Source organism: Prevotella aurantiaca, from assembly GCF_015262605.1.
Lineage (GTDB): Bacteria > Bacteroidota > Bacteroidia > Bacteroidales > Bacteroidaceae > Prevotella > Prevotella aurantiaca.
This window is the reverse complement of the sequence record NZ_JABZSJ010000038.1, coordinates 1-24379: the sequence shown is the minus strand read 5'-3', so window position 1 is coordinate 24379 and position 24379 is coordinate 1. Positions and strand designations below refer to the sequence as shown.

The 24379-nt window shown below is 38.0% G+C and carries 18 protein-coding genes; 14 read left to right on the top strand and 4 right to left on the bottom strand.

The features are described 5' to 3' along the window. Positions 1–290, top strand: a 290-nt coding sequence (locus HXN26_RS07540) for an HU family DNA-binding protein (RefSeq protein ID WP_475852877.1), incomplete at its 5' end; no start/stop codon positions are given. A gap of 108 nt (positions 291–398) precedes the next feature. Here the strand turns inward: HXN26_RS07540 and HXN26_RS07535 are convergent. The 4 genes from HXN26_RS07535 to HXN26_RS07520 form a co-directional block, all read right to left on the bottom strand. Then, positions 399–2279: a DUF349 domain-containing protein gene (locus HXN26_RS07535; protein WP_273160235.1), complete on the bottom strand. Its 1881-nt coding sequence runs from the start codon at positions 2277–2279 to the stop codon at positions 399–401. A gap of 210 nt (positions 2280–2489) precedes the next feature. Further along, positions 2490–3416: a magnesium transporter CorA family protein gene (locus HXN26_RS07530; RefSeq protein ID WP_273160232.1), complete on the bottom strand. Its 927-nt coding sequence runs from the start codon at positions 3414–3416 to the stop codon at positions 2490–2492. A gap of 273 nt (positions 3417–3689) precedes the next feature. Further along, on the bottom strand, positions 3690–5144 hold the full coding sequence (locus HXN26_RS07525) for an aminoacyl-histidine dipeptidase (protein ID WP_273160231.1): 1455 nt from the start codon (positions 5142–5144) through the stop codon (positions 3690–3692). A gap of 52 nt (positions 5145–5196) precedes the next feature. Beyond that, positions 5197–6225, bottom strand: coding sequence for a lysylphosphatidylglycerol synthase transmembrane domain-containing protein (locus HXN26_RS07520; protein ID WP_273160229.1), 1029 nt, complete (start codon positions 6223–6225; stop codon positions 5197–5199). Between the two features lie 76 nt (positions 6226–6301). On the opposite strand from HXN26_RS07520, the gene rsmA reads away from it, so the two are divergent. The 13 genes from rsmA (at position 6302) to HXN26_RS07455 (ending at position 24284) form a co-directional block, all read left to right on the top strand. After that, complete coding sequence (gene rsmA, locus HXN26_RS07515; protein ID WP_273160227.1) at positions 6302–7102, top strand: 16S rRNA (adenine(1518)-N(6)/adenine(1519)-N(6))-dimethyltransferase RsmA; 801 nt, start codon at positions 6302–6304, stop codon at positions 7100–7102. A 15-nt stretch (positions 7103–7117) separates the two neighbouring features. Beyond that, entirely contained in the window at positions 7118–7594 is a 477-nt protein-coding gene (locus tag HXN26_RS07510; RefSeq protein WP_273160226.1) for a GAF domain-containing protein, read from the top strand. Positions 7595–7670: 76 nt separating this feature from the next. Further along, a complete protein-coding gene (gene frr, locus HXN26_RS07505) occupies positions 7671–8231 on the top strand; it encodes a ribosome recycling factor (RefSeq protein ID WP_273160225.1) in 561 nt (186 codons plus the stop codon). Between the two features lie 56 nt (positions 8232–8287). Further along, complete coding sequence (gene rsgA, locus HXN26_RS07500; protein WP_273160238.1) at positions 8288–9232, top strand: ribosome small subunit-dependent GTPase A; 945 nt, start codon at positions 8288–8290, stop codon at positions 9230–9232. Between the two features lie 482 nt (positions 9233–9714). After that, positions 9715–10530 (top strand): GSCFA domain-containing protein, encoded by an 816-nt coding sequence (locus HXN26_RS07495; RefSeq protein ID WP_273160223.1) that lies wholly within the window; start codon positions 9715–9717, stop codon positions 10528–10530. Next, the gene (locus tag HXN26_RS07490; protein ID WP_273160221.1) at positions 10527–10955 is read left to right on the top strand and encodes a Fur family transcriptional regulator; all 429 of its coding nucleotides are present in this window, start codon (positions 10527–10529) and stop codon (positions 10953–10955) included. Before HXN26_RS07495 ends, HXN26_RS07490 begins: the two co-directional genes overlap by 4 nt. A gap of 137 nt (positions 10956–11092) precedes the next feature. Continuing rightward, positions 11093–13573, top strand: a complete 2481-nt coding sequence (locus tag HXN26_RS07485; RefSeq protein WP_273160219.1) for a bifunctional UDP-N-acetylmuramoyl-tripeptide:D-alanyl-D-alanine ligase/alanine racemase — start codon at positions 11093–11095, stop codon at positions 13571–13573. An 11-nt stretch (positions 13574–13584) separates the two neighbouring features. Further along, positions 13585–14883 carry a DNA recombination protein RmuC gene (locus HXN26_RS07480; RefSeq protein ID WP_273160217.1) on the top strand — a complete coding sequence of 433 codons (1299 nt, stop codon included), beginning with the start codon at positions 13585–13587 and terminating at the stop codon, positions 14881–14883. Between the two features lie 787 nt (positions 14884–15670). Beyond that, the gene (locus tag HXN26_RS07475; protein ID WP_273160215.1) at positions 15671–17290 is read left to right on the top strand and encodes a BACON domain-containing protein; all 1620 of its coding nucleotides are present in this window, start codon (positions 15671–15673) and stop codon (positions 17288–17290) included. 34 nt (positions 17291–17324) lie between these two features. Beyond that, a complete protein-coding gene (locus HXN26_RS07470; RefSeq protein WP_273160213.1) occupies positions 17325–18932 on the top strand; it encodes a BACON domain-containing protein in 1608 nt (535 codons plus the stop codon). A gap of 17 nt (positions 18933–18949) precedes the next feature. Then, positions 18950–21712: a S8 family serine peptidase gene (locus HXN26_RS07465; protein WP_273160211.1), complete on the top strand. Its 2763-nt coding sequence runs from the start codon at positions 18950–18952 to the stop codon at positions 21710–21712. An 11-nt stretch (positions 21713–21723) separates the two neighbouring features. Continuing rightward, complete coding sequence (locus HXN26_RS07460) at positions 21724–22677, top strand: PorV/PorQ family protein (protein ID WP_273160209.1); 954 nt, start codon at positions 21724–21726, stop codon at positions 22675–22677. Positions 22678–22724: 47 nt separating this feature from the next. After that, complete coding sequence (locus HXN26_RS07455; protein ID WP_273160207.1) at positions 22725–24284, top strand: hypothetical protein; 1560 nt, start codon at positions 22725–22727, stop codon at positions 24282–24284. Positions 24285–24379 lie beyond the last annotated feature (95 nt).

Sequence of the window (24379 nt, the reverse complement as noted above, 5' to 3'; positions counted from 1 at the left end):
TGTCCATTACTAAAATCCGTGAGCTTTTCAGCCTACCAAATGTCCATTACGCCTATAATCTTAGTCTTGGAAACACAGTTATCCTTGACGGATTAGGCCGATTTCACCTTACAGTAGAAAGCGATCCTGTAGTAAATAAAGAAGATTTTGATATTAAAAAGAATGTAAAGGGCGTAAAGTGCAAGTTCCTTCCAGCAAGCCGACGCGACCCTAGGACACGAAAAAGTACACAAGACTTTGCATCAGGTGTACAAGTAGTTTGGGCTGATCCAGAAGATGAGGAAGAATAATAGCTACATTTAAACCACTTCATCGTTCTACATCAGAATATTTTTATAAACACAAGAAGGCACTCCGATTACCGAAGTGCCTTCTTATTTTATATACGAGCGAAAGAACTAAGCTTTCTTTTCGTCATCTATTGTTTTTATTTTTTGCTTTGTTTCTGCTAACTCATCCTTCAGCTTTTGCACACGACGATTCATATCATCAATAAGACTATTGCCCTTTTTACTGCTGATATTAAGGAAGCCAATATTATTTTCGTAAGTATTTATCTCTTGTTTCAATTGCTCGAAACGACGCATAAGACGTCCGCGTTCGTTATCAATAGCGTTTTCTCCACGCTGTGCCACCTTCTTTAAATTATTACGGAAGTTATCCATACGATGACGAGAAGCCTTCACATTCAATGTTTTGTGGAGTTTATCAAGAATGTCGTGATACCCCTTAAACATCTTATCCTTTTCTTTGAATGGTACATGACCTATCTTATTGAATTCATCTGTGAGCTTACGCATCTCTTCTTGCAAGTTCTCAACCGCACCTTCAGCAAGCTGTTTAAGTTTTTCTATAATCTCATTCTTCTTTGCAAGGTTCTCCCGTTCTTCGTTACGTTCATCTGCATGAACAGCATTGCGAGCCTCAAAGAAATGATTACATGCTGCAAGGAAGTCTTCCCAAAGCTGATCGCCCAATCGTTTAGGTACCATTCCAATGGTTTTCCATTCCTTTTGCAGTGCTATAAGCTTATCAGAAGTCTTCTTCCAATCAGTAGAATCTTTTAGTCCCTGTGCCTTAGCAACGAGTTCTTGCTTGCGTTTTGCATTTTCAGCGTACTTATCTTTTAGTTCTTTAAAGTATTCTCCCTTCTTTGTAAAGAACTCATCACAGGCTGCACGGAAACGTTCAAAGATTTTAGTGTTCATCTTCTGAGGCGTAAATCCAATGGTTTTCCATTCTTGCTGCAAAGCAATAATCTCTTTTGAGTGGTTATCCCAATCTCCTGAATTCTTACGTTCCTGCTTTACAATGCCCTCAATCTTCTCGCAAAGTGCAGTCTTCTTAACAAGATTATCTTCTTCTTCAGCACGAATTTCTTCGAAATGTTGCTGATGACGTTTATTAATAATCGTGCTGGCAGCCTTGAAACGTTGCCAAACTTGCTCACGAAGTTCCTTTTCTACAGGACCAGTTTCGCGATATTCTTGATGCAAATCTTGAAGTTGATGGAAAGCACTGATAACATCTGATTCGTCTGCAAGCTTCTCTGCAGCTTCACAAAGTTGCGTTTTCTTTTCAAGATTCTTCTTGAAATCGTATTCACGCGCTTCTCGGTTAAGGTTCAGCAAGTCATAATATTGCTCAACATAAAGCTGATAGCTACGCCATAATTCATTCACCTTTTCAGCAGGAACAGGCTTGATAGCTTTCCATTCCTGTTGCAACGCCTTAAATTCTTGAAAGTTATTGTTTGCTTCTTCAGGCGTTGTTGCCATCGTTTTTACCTTCTCTATTATGGCTTCTTTCTTCTTAAGATTTTGCTGTTTTAGCTCTTCCTGTTCCAAGAATGCTCTCTGGCGTTTCTCTTTAATAACTCTCATTGCTATTTTAAATGCCTCTTCTTCCTCATCAGGCAGAACTTGGTATTTCTCAGGATCGCCACCTGCTTCAAGGAAAGCCTTTTGTTGCGCTTCGCGTTCAGCAAGATGAAGTCGATAAAACGATGTCTTTAGATGGTCAACTTCTGCTTTCTCTGGAGTTTCCTCGCTATCAGCAATAGCCTTAACGCGCTCTACTATCTCCTTCTTTGAGTCATAGACTGTGTTTGCGAGGGTATCTTCTTCCCTTAATTGTTGGTTGTCAGTTGCCGCTATTACCGTATCTTCTGCTACTTCTACTGCTATTTCGGCGTTATTTACGATCTGTTCGACAGTCGTTTCAGACTGCTTTACTTCTTCTGTTCCCTGATTAAGGGCATTCTCTTGAGAGTCCATCATTTCACTATTAGTTTATGATTCGAGTTTTTTCATTGCTTTGTGCCACACCATCTTACTACTATAAGATATGCAAACACTATATTATCTAACAAAGTGCAAACTTAGATAAAAAGTTTTAAACCACCTAAATTTATACTTGCTTTTTTTATTATTGAGTTTAAAAAACGTATTTGCTTTACCTATTTTCTTTCTATATTGATGTTATTAAGGCTATATCAAGCGCTTATGGCGCAGTATCCACCACGTCAGTCCAGATACGAACACAGAAATAATGAGTGCTATTACAAATCCCCATTGTGAACCTTCCATACCATTTATCAAGTTCATTCCGAAAAGCGAAGCGATGAGTGTAGGGAACATCATAATAATAGAAACTGACGTAAGCGTACGCATCACTGTGTTCATATTGTTGTTAATGATGCTTGAGTAAGTGTCCATTGTTGATTCAAGAATATCAGTATAGATGCTAGCAGTTTCACGTGCCTGGCTCATCTCAATATTTACGTCCTCAATTAGGTCTGCGTCTAACTCATCAACTTGCAACTTAAACTTCAGTTTAGCCAGCAAATTTTCATTTCCACGAATAGATGTAACAAAGTAAGTGAGCGAATCTTGCAAACGACTCAAGCCAATAAGGCTTTCGTTGTTCACTTCCTGATCAAGGTTGTGTTTAGCTTTATCTATAAGTGTGCTTATCTGTTTCAATCGCTTCAAATACCAAACAGCAGAACAAAGGAAAAGTCTAAATATCATATCGACATAGTCAGTAAACCCCTCTCCACGCTTTTGCTGGAACGAAACAAAGTCAAGCATCATATTAGTTTCAAAGTTGCACACTGTAATAGTTACGTCGCGTTTGTGGATAATACCCAAAGGTACTGTTGTATAAGGTGTGCGAGAACGTATTTCCTTAACATAAGGAATACGCAAAATGATAAGCATCCAACCATCATCGTACTCATAACGCGCACGCTCGTCGGTATCGCTAATGTCCGAAATAAAGTAATCGGGGATATTATAAGTTTCTTCTAATTCTTGTTGCTCTTGCTCTGTAGGGCAAGTAACCTGTATCCAGCAGTTAGGTTGCCATTCTTTTATAGTATTAAGCTTTCCGCTAATGTTCCAATATGTCTTCATTTTGCTAATCTCCAATTAGTTTAGTTTTGGTGGGATTAGCAACTATCAGGGTGCTATCCTCACGTTATTTGATTAAAATATTCGAAAGATAATCGTCCATTATAAATTAAAATATTGGTTTTACGGCTGCAAAAATAGACAAAAAAATCCGTTAGCACAAGTAAAACACAAAGTTTTTGGTTTGTCTAACGGATTTATTATATTATTTGAAGCAGATTAGTCACTGCCTTATTTAATTATTTTTCAGCTTTATTAGCTTGATAAAGTCTTTCTTTATTTAATAGGAATCTCTTCCAAGACCTTAACTAATAAGTCCCAGAAAGGCTGAGCAGTGTCAATCCTAAAGCGTTCTGTTGCTGTATGCGGGCTACGAATAGTTGGACCAAGACTAACAACGTCAAGGCGTGGATACTTGCCAAGAATAATTGAACATTCAAGTCCTGCATGGTCAGCCTGTACGATTACATCTTCACCTGTTTGATCTTTGTACACTTTTTCTAATAGATTCAAAATCTCACTATTAGGATTTGGATCCCAACCATTATATCTTGCACTGAGTTCTGTCTTCATACCTGCCAAATCAAAGCAACTCTTTATCTGGGTTGCAAGATATTCTCTCATATCTTCACGAGCAGAACGAACTAGCACTTTAAAATAGGTTTTGTTTGCATCAATGGTAATAATAGCAAGGTTAGAAGAGGTTTCAACAACGTCTGGATAAGCAGGAATCATACGCAAAACACCATTGTGAACTGCATAAATAGCATTAATAATGTTGTCTTGAATTTCTTCTGGAACGAGAGCAGCAGGTTTTTCAACATCTTCAACAAAGAATTCTATATTGCTTTCAATTGTTTTGAACTCGCTTTCGAGTAATTGTCGTTGTGCCTCTACCATTTCTTTAAGTGCAACAACTTTATCTTTAGCAAGTGCAAGTACAACTTCTGCCTTGAATGGAATAGCGTTACGCATATTGCCACCTTGCCATGCTGCTAAGCGTGCACCGAGTTCTGCAGTTGCATCACGTACAAAACGCACCATCTCCTTGTTTGCATTAGCACGTCCTTCGTGAATTTCGAGACCAGAGTGTCCGCCACGGAATCCTTTTAGTGTAACCTTAACAGCTACCTCTTGGTCGTTGGCAACCTCTTTATATTCTAATACAGAGTCTATATCAACACCACCAGCAGAACCGATAACAAACTTACCCCATGTTTCAGAGTCTAAGTTCATTAATATATCGCCTTGCAATTCGTTTTCAGGAAGGTCATTAGCACCAAACATTCCAGTCTCTTCGTCCCTTGTTATAAGACCTTCAATAGGTCCATGCTTCAAGGTCTTATCTTCCATAACCCCCATGATTGCAGCAACACCAGCACCATTATCAGCACCGAGCGTTGTATTATTTGCATAAACCCAACCATCTGTAATATGAGTTACAATAGGGTCAGTTTCAAAGTTATGGTTGCTATCAGGACTCTTCTGTGGTACCATATCCATGTGGGCTTGTAGGATAACTCCTTTTCGATTCTCGAATCCTGGTGTAGCAGACTTACGCATTAAGATATTACCAGCAGGGTCTACAAATGCTTCAACCCCTACTTTCTTTGCGAATTCAAGTAAAAATGCTTGCACCTTTTCCATATGTCCTGTTGGACGTGGTATCTGTGTCAAATCATCAAAGTTACGCCAAAGTAGTTCTGGATTGAGATTTCTAATTTCACTCATAGTTTTGTTTATTTTAAAGGGTTAGTATATGTTTTCTTTAAATCTATTCTTTTTAGCTCTGCTTAATCATTCTATTTATTGTTATTGGTTTAAGCTCAGCCTTCTGTGTAAATACTAAGGCTATCCAAGCGTAAATGCCAAGTAAAATAACTAATAGCGTTTGCAATGTATGCACGATTAGCACAAAGTAGAGTGCTCTTACATCGACCACACCATAGAGAATGAGCATTGTTTTCACTGCAAAGTGCCATGGTCCTGCTCCATTAGGTGTTGGAACTATCACTGCAATCGAACCTACAACGAAGCATACTAAAGCACAAGTTACACCCAACGAACTTGTTTCGTTAAAACAGTAGAACGTTAGATAGAAGTGCAGAAAGTAGCTTCCCCAAATAGCCATACTATAAAAAATGAATAGTGGCATATTCTTTACACTTTTCACAGAGGTAACTCCTTGCCAGATTCCAGTAAGGGCCCCTTTCACCTTTTTATATATAGGTATTTGACGACGAATAATGTATAGCAAGATAATAACAGCTAATGCGCAAATCCCTGTAACGAGCCAACCTGTCGCAGAAAACTTATTAAAGACATTGTCTACACTGGTTCCTGTCTTAAAAAAGAAGTTTGAAAAAACTTTTATTTGAGACAATATAGCTAGCACAGTTATCAATAACACGATAAAAGAGTCTACTGCACGTTCAGTAACTACTGTTCCTAAAGCTTTTGGGAACGACACTTTATCGTAACGATTCAGCACGCCACAACGTGCGAACTCGCCTATACGCGGTATCACAAGACTGACAGCATAGGAAAGAAAGATGGAATTGACGCAAACAGAACTGCGTGTTTGCTCTCCCATTGGCTCTAAAACCTGTTTCCAACGCCAACCGCGAAAGGTTTGTGCAAGTATTCCGAACGGCATAGAAAGCAACATCCACGTCCAATCCATCTCATTCATCACCACCTTGCGCATCTGTACGAAGTCGAAGCCACGATACATCCAATAAAGAATGCCACCGCCCAAAATAAGAGGTAGCACAATTTTAACGATTTTATAGAGCAACTTCTTCGTTCCCATTCTGAAAGCAAAGATACATAAATGCTTTTAAATACGAAATAATTTTTCTATCTTTGTAGCCAAATAAAGATAATTTATGAAATTAGTAAAGCCCAAAAAGAACCTTGGACAGCACTTTTTAACCGACCTGAATATTGCGCAACGCATTGCCGACACAGTGGATGCTTGTCCAGATATACCTGTTTTAGAAATAGGTCCGGGCATGGGAGTGCTTACCCAATACCTTGTGGAAAAGCCTCGAGAGGTAAAGGCTGTGGAAATTGATAACGAAAGTGTTGCATACTTGTACGAGAAGTTTCCTACCCTACAAGAGAATATCTTGGGCGAAGATTTCCTACGTATGCACCTCGAAGAAATTTTCGATGGCAAACAGTTTGTGCTTACAGGCAACTATCCTTACGATATTTCGTCACAGATATTCTTCAAAATGCTTGAGTATAAAGACCTCATTCCATGTTGTACAGGTATGATACAGCGCGAAGTTGCCCTGCGTATAGCAGCGCAGCCTGGTAATAAAACTTATGGAATTCTGTCTGTGTTAATCCAAGCATGGTACGATGTTGAATATTTGTTTACAGTCAATGAAGACGTATTCAATCCACCTCCAAAGGTAAAGAGTGCTGTTATCAGAATGACACGCAATAACGTCAGCAAACTCAACTGCGACGAAAAACTTTTCAAACGATTGGTTAAAACTGTATTTAACCAACGTCGCAAGATGTTGCGTGTAAGCTTACGTCAAATGTTCCAAGCGAAACCGCGCGAAGGATTCTACGAACAGGAAGTGATGACAAAACGCCCAGAGCAGCTAACGATTCCACAATTTGTAGAACTTACCAATATAGTGGAAGCCGAAATGGCAGCAGTTAACACTTAAATAAGTAAAGAATCAATGAACAAAAAAGAAACATACGAACTCTTGATGAAGCAGATTGCTTCCCTCATTGAAGGAGAAGCCGACAATAAGGTGGGTGTTTTAGCAAATGTTTCAGCTGCCATTCATCACACTTTTGAAACCTTCTTTTGGACAGGTTTTTATCTTCTTAATAAAGAAAACACCCTACAATTGGGGCCTTTCCAAGGCACTCCTGCCTGTTTTAATATATCTGTGGGAAAGGGAGTTTGTGGAACCGCATTCTTAGAGCGCCGTACTCTCGTTGTACCTGACGTAGAAAAGTTTCCTGGACACATCGCTTGCAGCTCACTTTCTCGTTCTGAAATCGTTGTACCTATATATAATAAGGAGGACAAAGCGATTGGCGTGCTCGACATCGACAGTACACAGCTAAATGCTTTCGACGAGATTGACGCTCAATACTTGGAACAAGCTATGCGCATTATGGCTGCAAAAATCTATACAAACCAATAGAAAAAAGCCTATAAACTTTGCGCAATTACGAATAAATCCCTAAATTTGTATTTAGAAACAATTAATACGCATACTTATGATAGATGTTAAAGAAACATTAAACGAAGCCGAAGAGCGTATGGAAATGGCTGCTATGTATCTCGACGAGCAGTTGCAACGCATTCGCGCAGGACGTGCCAACGTAGCAATTCTCGATGGAATACGAGTTAGTTCATACGGATCGATGGTGCCACTCAACCAAGTTGCAACCATATCAGTACCCGATCCTCGCACCATTGCTATCAAGCCATGGGACAAGAAGGCTATCCGAGATATCGAAAAAGCAATCATGGACTCTGATGTAGGCATTACTCCTGAGAATAATGGAGAACTCATTCGCCTCAATCTTCCACAACCAACAGAAGAGCGCCGTCGCGACCTTGTAAAGCAAAGCAACAAAATTGGCGAACGCACAAAGGTGGAAGTGCGAAATGCCCGCTCTGATATTAAAGACAAACTGAAGAAGGCTATCAAAGACGGATTGTCTGAAGATTTGGAAAAGGATGCAGAAGAAGACTTGCAGAAGATACACGACAAGTTCATAAAAAGAATTGATGCACTTCTCGCTGACAAAGAAAAAGAAATTATGACAGTATAAAAACATTACCCTTTATTTGCCCCATCATAGGCAAATAAAGGGTTTGTTGTATAATGATGCGTGGCTTAGTAATAAAGAACACCGGTAGTTGGTACACCGTAAAGACCGAAGATGGACGAACTATCGAAAGCAAAATAAAAGGCAATTTCCGCCTAAAAGGAATCCGCTCTACCAATCCTGTGGCAGTGGGCGACTACGTGCACCTCATCATTAACCAAGAAGGAACAGCCTTTATTTCCGAGATTGAAGACAGAAAGAACTACATTATCCGTAAGTCACCCAACCTTTCCAAACAAAGCCATATCATAGCAGCCAACCTTGACCAGGCTTTTCTCGTTGTAACAATAAACTATCCAGAAACATCAACAACCTTTATAGATCGCTTTCTTGCTAGTGCTGAAGCCTATCGCGTACCCGTTGTTTTGCTTTTCAATAAATATGACTTGCTAAACGACGACGAACGACAATACCAAGAAGCTGTTATTCACTTGTATGAAGGTATAGGATACCAGTGTGTAGTGCTGCAAGCTACCAACGATGCGCCTACAGACAAGAGTATAGAGCAGCTGCGTCCGCTCCTAAAAGACAAGGTTACACTATTGAGCGGCAATAGTGGAGTCGGAAAATCTACCATTATCAATGGTTTACTGCCAAATGCCAATCTTCGTACTGCTGGAATTTCTGACTCGCACAACACTGGAATGCACACCACAACATTCAGTGAAATGCTGGAATTGCCTTACGGAGGCTATATCATAGATACGCCAGGAATTAAAGGTTTTGGTACTTTCGATATTGACAAAGAAGAACTTACAAGCTACTTCCGTGAGATTTTCAAGTTCTCTGAAGAATGTCGGTTCAGTAATTGTACCCATACGCATGAACCTGGGTGTGCTGTTCTCAAAGCAGTAGAAGAACACTTCATAGCTGAAAGTCGCTATAACAGCTACCTTTCCATGCTTGAAGACAAGGACGAAAACAAGTATCGTGAAGCTTTTTAAATAAGTATGCCAATCATAAGGCCTCATCTATTCTGATAAGGAACTCCTTTTTAGATACAACTCACCTTTCCAATACCCATTTAATATTCTAAACGAAAAGCGTTATAAAGATGTAAATGTTTTTCAGTAATTAATATATCCCATAATAAACTTGCTATCAATGCTTTAAAACACCCATTGTTTTGCTATACAAAAGAGCCTATTTTGCACGATAAAAGAGATTGTTTTGTATTGCAAAAGAGACACTTTCGCATCGTAAAACCGATTATATTATTTTCCGTTTGTATTATCTTTACAAAAATAAGGACTTATCATAAAGCTTTCATCCGTTAAACTTCATCTCCACACAATACTTTTTCATGAGTATAAGAAATGTAATAACTCGAACCATTACATTTTAAATTAACTTTTCGTATATAAGATTCCGAAAAACATTTATAAACTTTTTGTGCTTCCGAACAAAAAGCAGTACCTTTGTAAATATGGAATTCAGAACAATAGTCAATGTGCCTAAGCCGCCCTTCGAGATAGCGCCATGCGAACGAGTGCTGTTTGTTGGTTCCTGTTTTGCTAACAATATTGGCGCAAAGTTCGTTGATTGGAAATTCCGTACCCTTGTAAATCCGTTCGGGGTAATGTATAATCCTGCTTCAATCCTACACACAATAGAACGAAGAAGTGAGATTTTCGACACCGCTTTCATTACTTTGGGCACCAATCACGTCTATATTGAGAAAGCAACAAGAAATATTGTAGACAATTGTAACAAGCGTCCACAACGACTGTTCGATGAGCAAGAACTCAGTATTGCTGATTGTAAAAACTATCTAAGTCGTGCTATAGACTTGTTACGAGAACGCAATCACAATGTGAAAATAATATTTACAGTCAGCCCAATACGCTATGCTAAGTATGGTTTTCATGAGAGCCAACTCTCTAAAGCTACACTACTCTTAGCCGTACACGAAGTAATGGCTGAATATACAGACAGCAACGTGGCTTATTTCCCTGCCTATGAAATTGTAAACGACGAACTTCGTGACTATCGTTTTTATAAATCCGATATGTTGCACCCCAACGAGCAGGCTGTGGAATATATTTGGGAACGCCTTGTCGATGTTTATTTCTCTGCCTCCGCCAAAGAATTTCTGCGCGATTGGAAGCCTGTGAAAGAAGCTCTCTCCCACCATCCTTTCAATCCAGATGGTAACGAATACAAAGAATTTATGGCGCGAACAATAGAACGAGCAAGACTATTGAAGCAAAAATATGATAATTTAATAGTAGAAGACCAATGAACTCAGAACAGATTTTAGAACACCTTATCAAACACAACGTAAAGCCTACTGCCAACAGAATACTGATAGCAGAGGCTATTTCGCGATATAATGGACCTGTTTCGATGAAGGAATTGGAAATAAAATTGCAAACAATAGATAAATCAAGTATCTTTCGTACACTCATAGTCTTCAGTAATCAGCATGTAGTACATCAAGTGGAAGATGGTAATGATATCGTGCGCTATGAATTATGCATGAGCGATGATGAAGAAACTGACAGCGATATGCATGCCCACTTCTACTGTGAGCAATGCCAACATACAACTTGTCTGCATGAAGTAGATATTCCTGAGATACATTTACCAGAAGGTTACAAGCTCTCTAATGTCAATTTTATGTTGAAAGGAATATGTCCAGAATGTGCAGCTAAGCAGAAACGATAAGGATAAAAAAAGAAAAAAGAAAGGCAGAGATATACAACAATTTTGTTTTGTAGTATCTTTGCTGTCTATAAATGGAAGAAAGCAGAAGGCTTTGTAATATAATAACTACCTGCCAACTTCTTTTTAATATTTCAACAATGAGCTATTCGATAGAAAAAATAACACAATTCATAAATGCAGAACGATATGGTGATACTACTGCTAAAATTAGTTTCTTACTAACAGACAGCCGTTCACTCTGCTTTCCAGAGGAAACTCTATTCTTTGCACTACGGTCTGATCGTAATAATGGGCATCATTACATTCCCGAATTATATCGTCGCGGCGTACGAAACTTTGTAGTTGAGAGCGTTCCAAAGGATTTTTCTACACTTTATTCACACGCAAATTTCTTGCAAGTAAGTAATACGCTTACTGCTCTTCAACGTCTTACAACATGCCATCGCAAGGAATTCAATATTCCTATCGTAGGTATTACAGGCTCTAACGGTAAAACTATGGTGAAAGAATGGCTGTCTCAGCTACTTTCTTTTGACATGAATGTAACACGTTCGCCCAAGAGTTACAACTCTCAGATAGGAGTTCCGTTGTCTGTTTGGCTGTTAAACGAAAATTCTCAAATAGGTTTAATCGAAGCAGGTATTAGTAAAGTTGGAGAAATGCAGGCGCTACACGATATTATTCAGCCCACAATTGGTGTGCTGACGAGTTTAGGCGCTGCCCATCAAGAGAATTTTTCGTCATTGGAAGAGAAGTGTAACGAAAAGCTATTGCTTTTCAAAGGCACACAAGCATTAGTTTATCTGCTTGATGATAACGTTGCTGCTAAGTGCATTCAAGAATCTCATTATGATGGAAAATTGTTAGCATGGTCAGAAAATGATACTACCGCAGCCTTTTTTATAAACCGCATTGAAAAGAACGATACAACATCAACTGTTGTTTATACATGGCAAAATAAAATACACGGCAGCTTTACATTACCTTTCATCGATGAGGCAAGTGTCAGCAACTGCATTACTTGTGCTGTTTTAGCCCTATATTTAGATATTCTTCCCGAAGTATTAGAGCAACGTATGGCAACACTTGAACCTGTTGCTATGCGCCTTGAAGTAAAAGAGGGGCAACATGGTTGCACGCTTATTAACGATTCATACAACTCTGATATCAATTCTCTTGATATTGCACTTGACTTTATGAACCGCCGTCCCGACCAGAAACGACGTGAGCGTACACTTATTTTAAGTGACATCTATCAAAGTGGCGAAACCGAACAGCAACTTTATGCCGATGTAGCAGCACTGATAAAAAAACGTGGTGTTAAGAAATTCATCGGAATCGGTACTGCACTTGGACGACAACAAGATTCTTTCGAAGGATTGGAAAAAAAGTTTTTCTTTGATAATATATCAGATTTCATCGGCAGCAAAGTGTTTAAATCCTTGCACGACGAAGTTATCTTGCTCAAAGGAGCACGCTCTTTTAGCTTCGATAAACTCACTGAATTATTAGTAAAGAAGGTGCACGAAACCGTATTGGAGGTGAATTTGAATGCCGTAGTTGATAATCTGAACTGGTATCGCTCTTTCTTAAAACCCGAAACAAAGCTTATTTGTATGATAAAAGCTGATGCCTATGGAGCTGGAGCAGTAGAGATAGCCAAAACTCTGGAGGACCATCGCGTCGATTATCTTGCTGTTGCAGTAGCTGATGAGGGAGTAATATTACGCAGAAACGGCATTACAAGCAACATAATGATAATGAACCCAGAGATGAGTTCGTTTAAAACCCTATTCGATTACGAATTAGAACCAGAGGTTTATAGTTTCCGCTTGTTGGATGCACTAATTAAAGCTGCTGAGAAAGAAGGCATCACCGGGTATCCTGTCCATATTAAACTCGATACGGGAATGCATCGTTTAGGTTTTAATCCTCGTAACGATATAGACAAACTCATAGAAAAGCTGCACCATCAGCACGCTTTAATACCACGTTCTGTATTCTCTCACTTTGTTGGTTCAGATAGTAATGACTTCGATAGTTTCTCTGCTGAGCAGTTTACATTATTCGATGAAGGCAGCAAAAAGTTGCAAACAGCATTTGGACACCACATTCTACGTCATATTGACAACTCTGCTGGTATTGAACACTTCCCAGAACGCCAAATGGACATGTGCCGTTTAGGTCTTGGCCTTTATGGAATCAATCCCCGCACCAATGCTATTATGAACAATGTTTCGACACTTAAAACGACTATATTGCAGCTTCGGAATGTGCCTGCAGGTGAAACAGTAGGTTATTCTCGCCGTGGAGCAATTGATAAAGACAGTGTTATAGCAGCTATTCCGATTGGATATGCCGACGGATTAAACCGCAAACTGGGCAATCACAACTGTTATTGCCTTGTAAATGGCAAACGAGCATACTACATTGGCAACATTTGTATGGACGTAGCATTGATTGATGTAACAGGAATAGACTGCGAAGAGGGCGACAGTGTTGAAATTTTTGGCGACAATTTGCCTGTTACAGTATTAAGCGATGCGTTGGAAACTATTCCTTACGAGGTCTTAACGGTAATTAGCAATCGTGTAAAAAGAGTTTATTTTCAAGATTAAATACATATAAAATGGAGTTTCTTTATTTTTTCTTAGGTTTACTTCTAGGCGCGCTTCTTGTTTATTTATGGACACGAAGCCAAGTTGCTACCACCGCACAGAAGCTATCTGCCGACCTTGCCGTTGCGAAAAGTCAGTTGGAAGTAGCACAAAAGAATGCTACCGATAGTATAAATGCAGAACGTGAACACAGTCAAAAGCTGCTCAACGAAATGCAGAAACAAATTGAAACCAATAAAAAACTGATGCAGGAAGAAATGCGTACGATGGCAGCACAAATGCTATCGGAGAGCAGGGAACATTTAAATACTACAGACAAAGAACGGTTAGAAACACTTCTGAAGCCGCTACACGAACGCATAGAAGCATTCAATCAGAATGTAACGGCTGCAACAAAAGAAGGAGCAACCAACAAAACAGAGATTAAAACGACATTTGAAGAAACTATAAAGCTATTGCAAGAGGTTCAAACCTCAACTGTAAAAAGCATTCGTGAAGATAACGAACGTGCTGTAAGAGAGTTACGCCAACAAACTGAACGAATTGGCAACGATGCAGCATCGCTTACTCAAGCACTAAAAGGAGATACAAAGATGCAAGGCGATTGGGGCGAAATGATATTAGAAACTACTTTGGAAAGTTGCGGATTAACGAAGAATGAGCAATTCTTTTTGCAACGTAGCTACCAAGATGCAAAAGGAAACACTTTCCGTCCTGATGCTGTCATCGATTTACCTGGTGGTGAACATGCCGTTATAGATGCGAAGGTTTCACTAACAGCTTATCAAGCTGCTATAAATGCTAATGATACCGTAGAGCAGGAACAATTATTAAAAGAACATATTAAGTCTATCAAGAAGCATGTAGATGAGCTCTCTGATAAAAGTTACGAGAAGATTGTGCCAAATTGCATTGGTTATGTGCTTATGTTTATTCCTTATGAAAGCGGATATGCTGCGGCAATTAAAACTGATCCATCTATTTTACAGTACGCTTATCGTAAACATATTATTTTGTTAAGTCCGAGCAACCTCTTGATGGCTTTACAACTTACTCATACGATGTGGCAAAACTATCGTATGAACAATAATGTTGAAGAAATCCTACGTATATCTAACGACCTCTACGATAAGTTTGTTTCGTTTGGTGAGACATTCTTGAAAATTGGAACAGATATTCAACGTCTTCAAGCCAATTACGAAAAGGCTCATTCACAACTTAGCGAAGGAAAGGGAAATATTGTTCGCCGTCTCGAGAATATGAAAACATTGGGCATAACACCAAAGAAAGAATTGCCAGAAGGTCTTTAGTTACAACGTATTACGCTATATGAGTTTAATATTAAAAAGAAGACTAAAAATTTATAATAATAAAATTCAAAATTTATAATAACAAATTTCAAAATTATAATAACAAATTTTTAAAATGTAATTACAATTTTCTAAGAACATTGTATTGAATGTTTTTGAATAATATTACATAGCACAAAGTCTGATTCCTTGGGTGGAATCAGACTTTTATTTTTTAACACTAAATATATTCATAAAAACTTGCTTTTTCCCTTAAAAATGAATAAGTTTGTGGCCAAATACGACAATTACACAATCATTATACTAACAATCAGAAAAGGCTAATTCAGCTTTATTGTTATTCACTATAAATTTGAGTGCGTAGGAAAAGAAAATTAAAATAATATTTAATCTTGCTTTACACCTCACAATCGCATCTATAGATATTATCTTTCTGCCCGCAAAAGCTATTCTGAAGACAATTTTGTGTATATTTTATGTAAATAAACAAACAAAAAGCAAAGATATAACGAAGTAGATATAACAAATAATCAGTAATACAAACAAAATACTCTTAAATAAGAGAAGGCGGGAAAGAAAATAAACAACAAAGGTTAAGCAATTGTCTTATTTTGACAAATAGACTTATTTTTACCCTCATTTATTAGTATATTTGAGATCAAACTCTAAACTAATTTTAAAATAAACATAGTTATTTAATTTCCAGCTTCATATTATATATTGAAGCAAAAAGTACTTCCTTTTAGAGTATAATTTTAGTTTTAATCAAATAAAAAACTTGAAGAGTATGGATTTTAAAAAAACAATCTTACCACTATTTTTAGTTGGAGTTCTTCTTTGCTTATTTTCATGTGCAAAAGAAGATGAATTTGAGTTGCCAACATTAGTTCTTTCTGAAAACAATGTAACTTTCGACAAAGGAATTGGAGAAAGAAACATTAGTATCACAACAAACCAAAGTAATTGGGTTGCTTCTTCTCCTCAAGAAGGCGATTGGATTTCTTTGGTTCAAGATGGTAACGTTCTAAAAGTAAAAGTTACTGAAAATAAAATAGGTACAGAACGTACAACATACGTTTTGGTAAATGCTAATGGAGCTACTGGAAAAATAGAAGTTAGACAAAGTGCTGCTGACGTAGTATTTGACATCACACCAACAGCTATTTATCTTCCTCAAATTGGTGGAGAAAAGATCGTTGATGTAACAACCAATTCATCTGTATACGAAATTACAACCAGCGAAGAAGTAGATTGGCTTAAAATTTACAAACATGATGAAGATATAAAATTGGTTGCTGATCGTAACGACACCTATCAGAAGCGTGAAGTAAAACTATACGCAAAAAGTGGCAATGAAACTCGTGAAATTATTGTGTCACAGTCGGGTATACAACGTTATATCGTCCCTATCAACCCAGGAATGCCACAAGATGTTCACAAGATTATGGAATATGAATTTGGACGTGGCAGCTACTTACGCGATTATCAATCAGCGATGCCTGGTTTTGGACTTGAAGAAATGTACACATTCATTACTCCTTCACCAGTATTTACATTAATACAATATTGTAGCCCTGATGGTGTTACACCATCTCAAATTGTTGCTGTTGGTGATGGACTTGATGCCGTAGAAGCTGTTAAGAATAAAGCTTTTGAGAAGTTCCTCACAGATAATGGTTATGTACGTAGTAATTCTGAATCAGCAAGAGAATATACAAACGAAAAAGAACTACTTTCTTTAAAAGTTTATATATCAGAGAAGCCAGGAAATCAAGGTGTAAACCTTACATTCAAGCCAATTACCAAGCAAATTGGAGAGTTCAAAACCTTCGAAAAAATGCCTTATTACCCGCTCGAACTCTTGCAGATAGCAACAGTAAAGGTACCTGAAATTGAGCAATATGAAAAACATGCAGGAAGCAAAGAAGAAGATCGTTCTTTTAACCAATATAAGAAAACTGAGGTTTCACAGCTTCAATATACGCTGAAAGAAAATACAGATCCAAGTTCGGCTTATAGTCGTCTCCATATGTTCTATACAACTGACAAGGACGGAAAGACTCCTGAAAAACTTGGAAGCGTACAAATTGGCGCTCTTATCTTCAAAAATACTAATCTTGGATTATGGAAATATGGAAACAAATGGATTGTTACTAAAGAGCTCCAAAAGAAACTTGGAGAAGAAGGATTCTCTTTCTTACGTTCTGTAGAAAACTCACATTTCTTTGCTCGTGAACGCGATCATCTTCTCATTGCTGTTACATGCGTAATAGATAATAATGTTCCTGTTCTCGCATTACTTTACAACTACGACGAAACTGTATTCAGTGCAGGTAGCAAGGGGTTAAAGGCTCAAGAGAATATGGTCAAAAACTTTATGAAAGTAAAGAAAGTGTTGAAGTTTTAAATAACTGTTATACCTTATTTAAATTTTATTCGATATGCGTATAATGAATTTATATAAACTGCTGCGACTCTCATCTATATGTCTGCTATTAGTAATGGTAGCAGGTTGCACTGAGAGTATTGATTTCGAACAACCGCAGCTGACCGTTTCTGAGAAGGAAATAAAGTTTACCAATCAAATTGGTGAGAAATCCATTACAGTTAATACGAACTGTAAAGAATGGGTGGCGACAACTCCTAAAAATTGGATACATATCACACAGAACGGAAACAAGTTCGTAGTTAAAGTTGACGCCAATACTACCGGATCAGAAAGAAGCAGTTACATTCTTGTAGATGGTGGCTTAGCTGTTGAAAAGATAATGGTAAACCAAAGTGCTGCTGACCTTTCGTTGGAAATTGCCAAAGGTGAAATTATCCTGCCACAAGCAGGAGGGACAACAATGGTAGATGTCAATCTAGAAAGTAGTATGTATGAAATGGTTCAGAGCGAAAAACCTGATTGGTTACAAATTATCAAAAAGAAAAATGCTTTGAAGTTCATTTCTAAGACAAATTACAGCACAACAGAAAGAAGTATAAAGATCACTATTTCAAGCGCTGGAAAGAGCAGAGATGTTGTCGTAAAGCAACCAGGTGTCTCTACATTTATTTTGGCATGTAACCCAGGCGCGCCTTTCAGTCTTCATAAAATGATGGACTTTGAATATCGACGTGGAAGTTTACTGTCAGAATATGGTGCTCCAGACATGGCAATGGGAGTATATGAAGAAAGTTATATTTTCAAGACATCATCTCCCTTATTCAAAGAAGTATTCTATGTTCACGACACACAATACTTTATGCCTACCCGTATTTTCACACGTTCATTGACCAGAGAAGGTGTTGAAGCTGTAAAAACTGAAGCTTTCCAAGATTTTGTCAAAGCTAATGGTTATGTTAGAGATACAAAAGATCCTAACCACTACGTCAATGAAAAAGAACTTATAACAATGGACGTAGATATTTTGGAAGAGAATAATAGTGTTGTATTGTTCTTCTATCAGATGCACATTCAAGACAAAGAATACGAAACATTCAAAGAACTTCAGTTAGGACCACTTCATCTATTAAATAAAGCTGATAAAAAAATCAGTGAAGTTGAGGAATATGAAAATAGTCAGAATAGTAGTGAGGTAAATCGACAAGTTTCTAAGAATAGAGAAATTGAAGCTATTGCCTATAAGACAACTGATCCAACTTTAGTTGCTCGTACTTACTTCTTCTATACTCGTGGAGGAGATTATCCTGCTCCACAAGAAATGGTAGGAAGTGTTGAGCAGTATAGCTTGAGTTTCAGTCAACCTAACTTGGGTTTATGGCAACATGGAAGAGAATGGTTTGTAACTCGTGAATTTGATAAGTTGCTTACTTCAAATAACTTTGAGTTTGTTGGCTATACTGGCAAATTCCATGTCTATGCACGCCGCTCTGATTATCTAACATTGGCTATTTCTGGTGAAAAGTATGCCGATGTTAATGATGGACAACCTGTAATGCAAATCAGCATACTTTATAAACCAACTGTTTTCACAAGTGGAAGTAAGCGAGAGATGATGACAAAGGTTGCAAATATACTTAAGAAGAATAATCCAAGGAAATAATATTGAAAGGAATAATAATGAAAAAATCTATCATATATTTATGTGCGTGTGCTATCTCAGGTATGATGCTCACAACATCATGTCAAGATAACTTGGATTTGGATACAGCCAATTCTGATACACGCTATGTTAACATAGATAAGAATATTTTTGCAGTAAAGGGTTGCATTAATGTAAAGTTAGAGAAAGGTACTAACCGAGTTATACCTAGTACTCCTAACGGAAACGTTGAAATGCAAAATGTACCTTCAGCTATGGCTTCAGCAATGAAATTCTCTGGAGCCTATAAAATGGAAAGAGTGTTCAAACCTGCTGGAATTTATGAAGCACGAACAATTGCAGAAGGCCTTGACCGCTGGTATACCATCTATTTTGATGATAGCAAGGATGTGGCTGCCGTATTACAGCAGTTTAACAAAGTAAATGGAATAGAATATGCAGAACGTGTTCTACCTATGAAACGTCCAGAAGTTACTGCAAAGCCCTATTCAAGTTCTAATGCGAATACAGGTATGCAAACTGCTTCAGGCATATTTAACGACCCATATCTATCTAAGCAATGGCATTATTATAATGATGGCTCGGTAAGTGCACACGCAAAAAAAGGAGCAGACTGTAATGTTAAACCTGTATGGGAAAAATATACAACTGGCAAAAGCAATGTTATTATCGCCGTTGTAGATGGCGGAATTGATATTACCCATGAAGATTTAGTGGATAACCTTTATATCAATGAAAAGGAAAAGAATGGTCAACCAAATGTTGATGATGATGGCAATGGATTTGTTGACGACATTTATGGTTACAACTTCGTAACTGCAGATGATGTTATTGGGGGCAAAATAGAACCTGATGACGATGGTCACGGCACGCACGTTGCTGGTACTATTGCTGCACGCAATAATAATGGAAAAGGTGTAGCTGGTGTAGCTGGTGGTGATGGTACTGAAGGCACTGGTGTGCGTCTGATGAGTTGCCAAATCTTCAGAAAGAAGAATGAACAAGGTGAAGCAGCAGCAGCCATTAAATATGCAGCAGATAATGGAGCTATCATCTGTCAGAATTCATGGGGATATACATCAGCCGCCAATGTTACTGTAATGCCAAGATTACTAAAAGAATCTATCGATTATTTTATTAAGATGGCAGGTTGCGATGCTACAGGTCAACAACGGGCTGACTCGCCTATGAAGGGTGGTGTTGTAATATTTGCTGCGGGCAACGAGAATAAAGAGTTTACTGCTTATCCAGCTTCTTACGCACCAACGATTTCTGTATCGGCAATGGCTTGGGACTTCACTAAGGCAAGTTATAGTAACTATGCTAATTGGGTTACCATAACGGCACCAGGTGGAGACCAAGAAAATTTTGGTAATGAAGGAGGAGTATTAAGTACTTTACCAAAAGTTAAAGCAGCTTCTGGATATGGATATCTTCAAGGAACATCAATGGCTTGTCCACACGTTTCAGGTATTGCAGGACTTATTGCTTCGTACTTTGGAAAGCAAGGTTTTACAAATGAAGAACTAAAGGCACGTTTAATTACTGCATATAGACCTTTCAACATTGACGAAATAAACCCTATATATAAAGGAAAATTAGGTAAAGGATATATTGATGCAGAAGCCGCTTTCGAATCTGACTCAAAGATTGCTCCAGATAGAGTTGGTACATTAACTCTTAAACCAGACTTTATAGATATTACCGCTGAATGGAGTATTGCAAAAGACGAGGATAAGACTGCAGCATTCTACAGATTATATATCAGTCCTAATGAAATCACTGCCGATAATCTCAAAGACATGAACTATCAGGAGATAAATGGAGTTGGACACAATTTAGGCGAAACGCTTAAATTTACTTTTGACAATCTTAAAGACAACAAGATGTATAGCATTGCTGTAGTAGCAGTAGACCGTTGGGGCAACTTATCAGAACCTGTTATTCAGAAATGTACTACTAAACTTAACCATGCTCCAGAAACTACTGATTTCCCAGAAGCTGTTATTGAGTTAAACAACAATGATCGAAAGGTTTTCAGTTTCAAAGTTTCTGATCCCGATGGCCACGAATGGGATTTAAGGACTACTGGCGAAACCAAAGGCGTATCGTACACTGTTAATAAATCTACTGTAACCGTTACCATTGTTCCTGTTCTTGAAGCAGGCAGTCACACATGTACATTTGTTTTCTCAGATGACTTAGGAGCTAAATCAGAGAAGAGCTTTACATTTAAAATTTTCAAGTACATGCCTCCAAAGTTGGAAAATCAATTCGACAACTATATCATAGGATTAGATGAAGGTTCTGTAAATATTCCTTTGAAGGGACATTACACCAACAGTGGTAGCAATCAACTTTCTTACAAAGCAAATGTTTCAAATGGCAGCATTGCCACAGCGGAAGTCAGCAACGATATTCTTCAGCTAAAGCCCTTGGCAAAGGGTATAACCCGCATTAACATTCTTGCTTCAGATGGACACCAAACCTCTTCTGAAGGTTCTTTCCAAATTCGTGTCGTTGAGAAAAAGTCTGCTCCTGTTTATGCAGTTTATCCAATTCCTGTAAAGAAAGATATCAATACTTTGCTCAACCCAGAAGTAAAACAGGCAGAGTTTGTAATCAGTTCTACTGTAGGAGAGCAAGTAATGAAGGTTACTGTAACCCCAAATAAAAACAATGTAGCTACGCTTGATCTCGCCAAACTGCATTCTGGAACTTACAAACTTACCATACACACAAATAAGGGTAATTACACTCAAATGTTTATTAAACGATAATTACAACGAGTATGAAGTCAAAACACATCATTATAATCGCTTGCGTAGCACTTTTTGGTGTTACGCAAGCTAATGCCCAAGGGCAGACCCTCGCAATATTAAGTGCAAATACAGACGCGCGAGCAGCTAGTATGGGAAATTCTTCGGTTGCTGCCGAGGGAATGTACATATACAATAATCCTTCTGCATTCTTCGGTATGGATAAGAAGTTTACAGCAGATGTTTCTGCTTCCATATATGAAAAGGAAGAAAATATTGAAGGGACATTCGGGCTATACACTGCTACAATAGGATATAAGTTTGCTAAGCGACACGCAGTATTTGCAGGTTTTCGTTATGCAGGTGGACTCAAGTTTAAAGGAGCTAATATGCTTGGTGAACCCACAAAAGAGTACAAGCCCTATGACTGGACCATAGACTTTGGCTATGCTTATATGATAAATAAAAGCTTTTCTGCCTACGCTACAGGAAGTGTCGTTTTTAGCCACCTCTCTAAAAATGCCAATGGTGGTGCATTTACTATAGGAGCTTCTTATCAGAAAAACGATATATCAATAGCAAACAAACAAGCAAAATTCATAGCAGATGCTAAAGTAGAGGCATTAGGACCTAACCTTGATTATGGCAATGGTTATAAGGTTCCAATGCCAACACATGTTGCTATAGGTGGAGTATTATTAGTTGATATGGCAGATAAACACCAAGTTAGTGCTGCATTATCTACACGCTATTTCTTTCAGCCGTCAGAATCTAAAGTGTTTATGGTTGGCAGCGGTCTTGAATACACCTATAATAATATGGTGGCAGTAAGAGTTGGCTACGAATATGGTGATCACAACCTCAGCCACTTTACTATAGGTGCAGGCGTTAAATACCAAGGACTACGTCTTAACGGAGGCTATATGCTAAAAACTTCTGATGCGGGAAGTAGCTATTTTACTATTGGAATCGGATATGATTTCTAAAAGACATGTGAATAAATAATTAATTATCTAATCTAAAATATTGAATTATGAAAAAAACTTTATTATCAATCTGCGCATTAGCACTGAGTCTAACAGCTTCAGCACAGATATTAGAAACACCAAAAGGAAAGTTAATTGATAATATGTACCGCAGTAGCGACTCTTGGGTAAAGAAAGGGTGGACTGGCACAGATCTCGGTAGATACGAAGGTTTGGTTTCTAAAATTGTGGAAGGTGAAGATGGATGCCTTTACGTTTACAATCCTCTTTCAGGACTTAACAGTAAATCTTGGCTGAAATTAGACAAGGTTAGCAATGGAAAATATAAAGCAAGCCTACCTCAGGTAATTTATAAAGATAACAACGGAGACGATGATGAAGATTCAGGCAGTTCAGAGCGCATATTCACGCTTAACCGTATGTCTATCAAAGACAACAACAAGTACGAAGTTGTTGCAACAAGCAAGAACTATATGGAGTACACTTGGGACGGTTCTACACTTACAATGTTAGGTTCTGGTTCTAAGGATGAAATATTAGGAATGGTAGATAATAAGAATATGTGGGAAAGTCGTTATGGTGATTGGGCTGTTACAATCCAGCCTCTCAGCGATAAGCTTGTTACACCTCCATCTTCAGCTACCAAGAAACAGTACATGCTTACCTGCAAAGATGAAACATCTCCTCGAATCATTGAAGCTGCAGTAGATGGCAACGACATATACTTCAAAGGTATTTCAAAAAGTAAGAAACTTGCCGACATTTGGATTAAGGTTACCAAAAACGGCAATAAAGCAATAATGCTAACAAACCAATATCTTGGTAAAGCTGTTAAAGAAGACTTCTTGAAGTATTCAAGCGACCCTTCAGAATATCACGCTTTCGCAGCAACCTACAGTGATGCAACAACCATTTCTGAAAAACTCGAATTTGACATCAATGGTACAACAGGCGCACTTACCAACGACAAAATATTCAAGGTTATAATGGGTAAGAGTAGCGCAAAGAATATTCCATCGGAAGATCTTGAAAATCTAGAAAACTTGGTCATGACTCCATACCAACAGAAAGCTGCAAAGCCAGAAACTCCAAAGTTACACTATTGCTCTGCTTCTGAAAGCTACGATTACTCTTTGACTACCATAACATTGGCTTTCTATGTGAAGAACACAGACGTTGACGGCAACTACCTCAACCCTGACAAGATGTACTATAATGTCTACATTGACAATAGTACAGAACCTTTTGAATTTAAAAAGGCACAATACTTTTACATTGATAAAAATATGATTAATATTCCTTTCAACTATCAAGACAAGAAGAATGAAGACATTAAGATGGCTGACGATCAACGTATTTTACACTTCTACGACTCTTCTATAAAGAAGATTTCAATTGTAATGGTATATGAGGAAGATGGTAAGAAGTATGAAAGCGCCCCTATGACCACCGAAGTTGTTTATGCTGGTATTGAGAATGCCACCATTAACGACAATGCCACTGAGAAGTATTACTCTGTCAATGGTTACAGACTCCAGCACTTACAGAAAGGTCTGAACATCGTTAAGTCTTCTAATGGAACTACCAAGAAGGTTTTCGTAAAGTGATAACTTACTTCTAATTCAGTTATCATTAAACTTACACTACAAGAGGGTGTGTCAAAATTGATACATCCTCTTTTTATTCTTCCTTTACCTTGTCT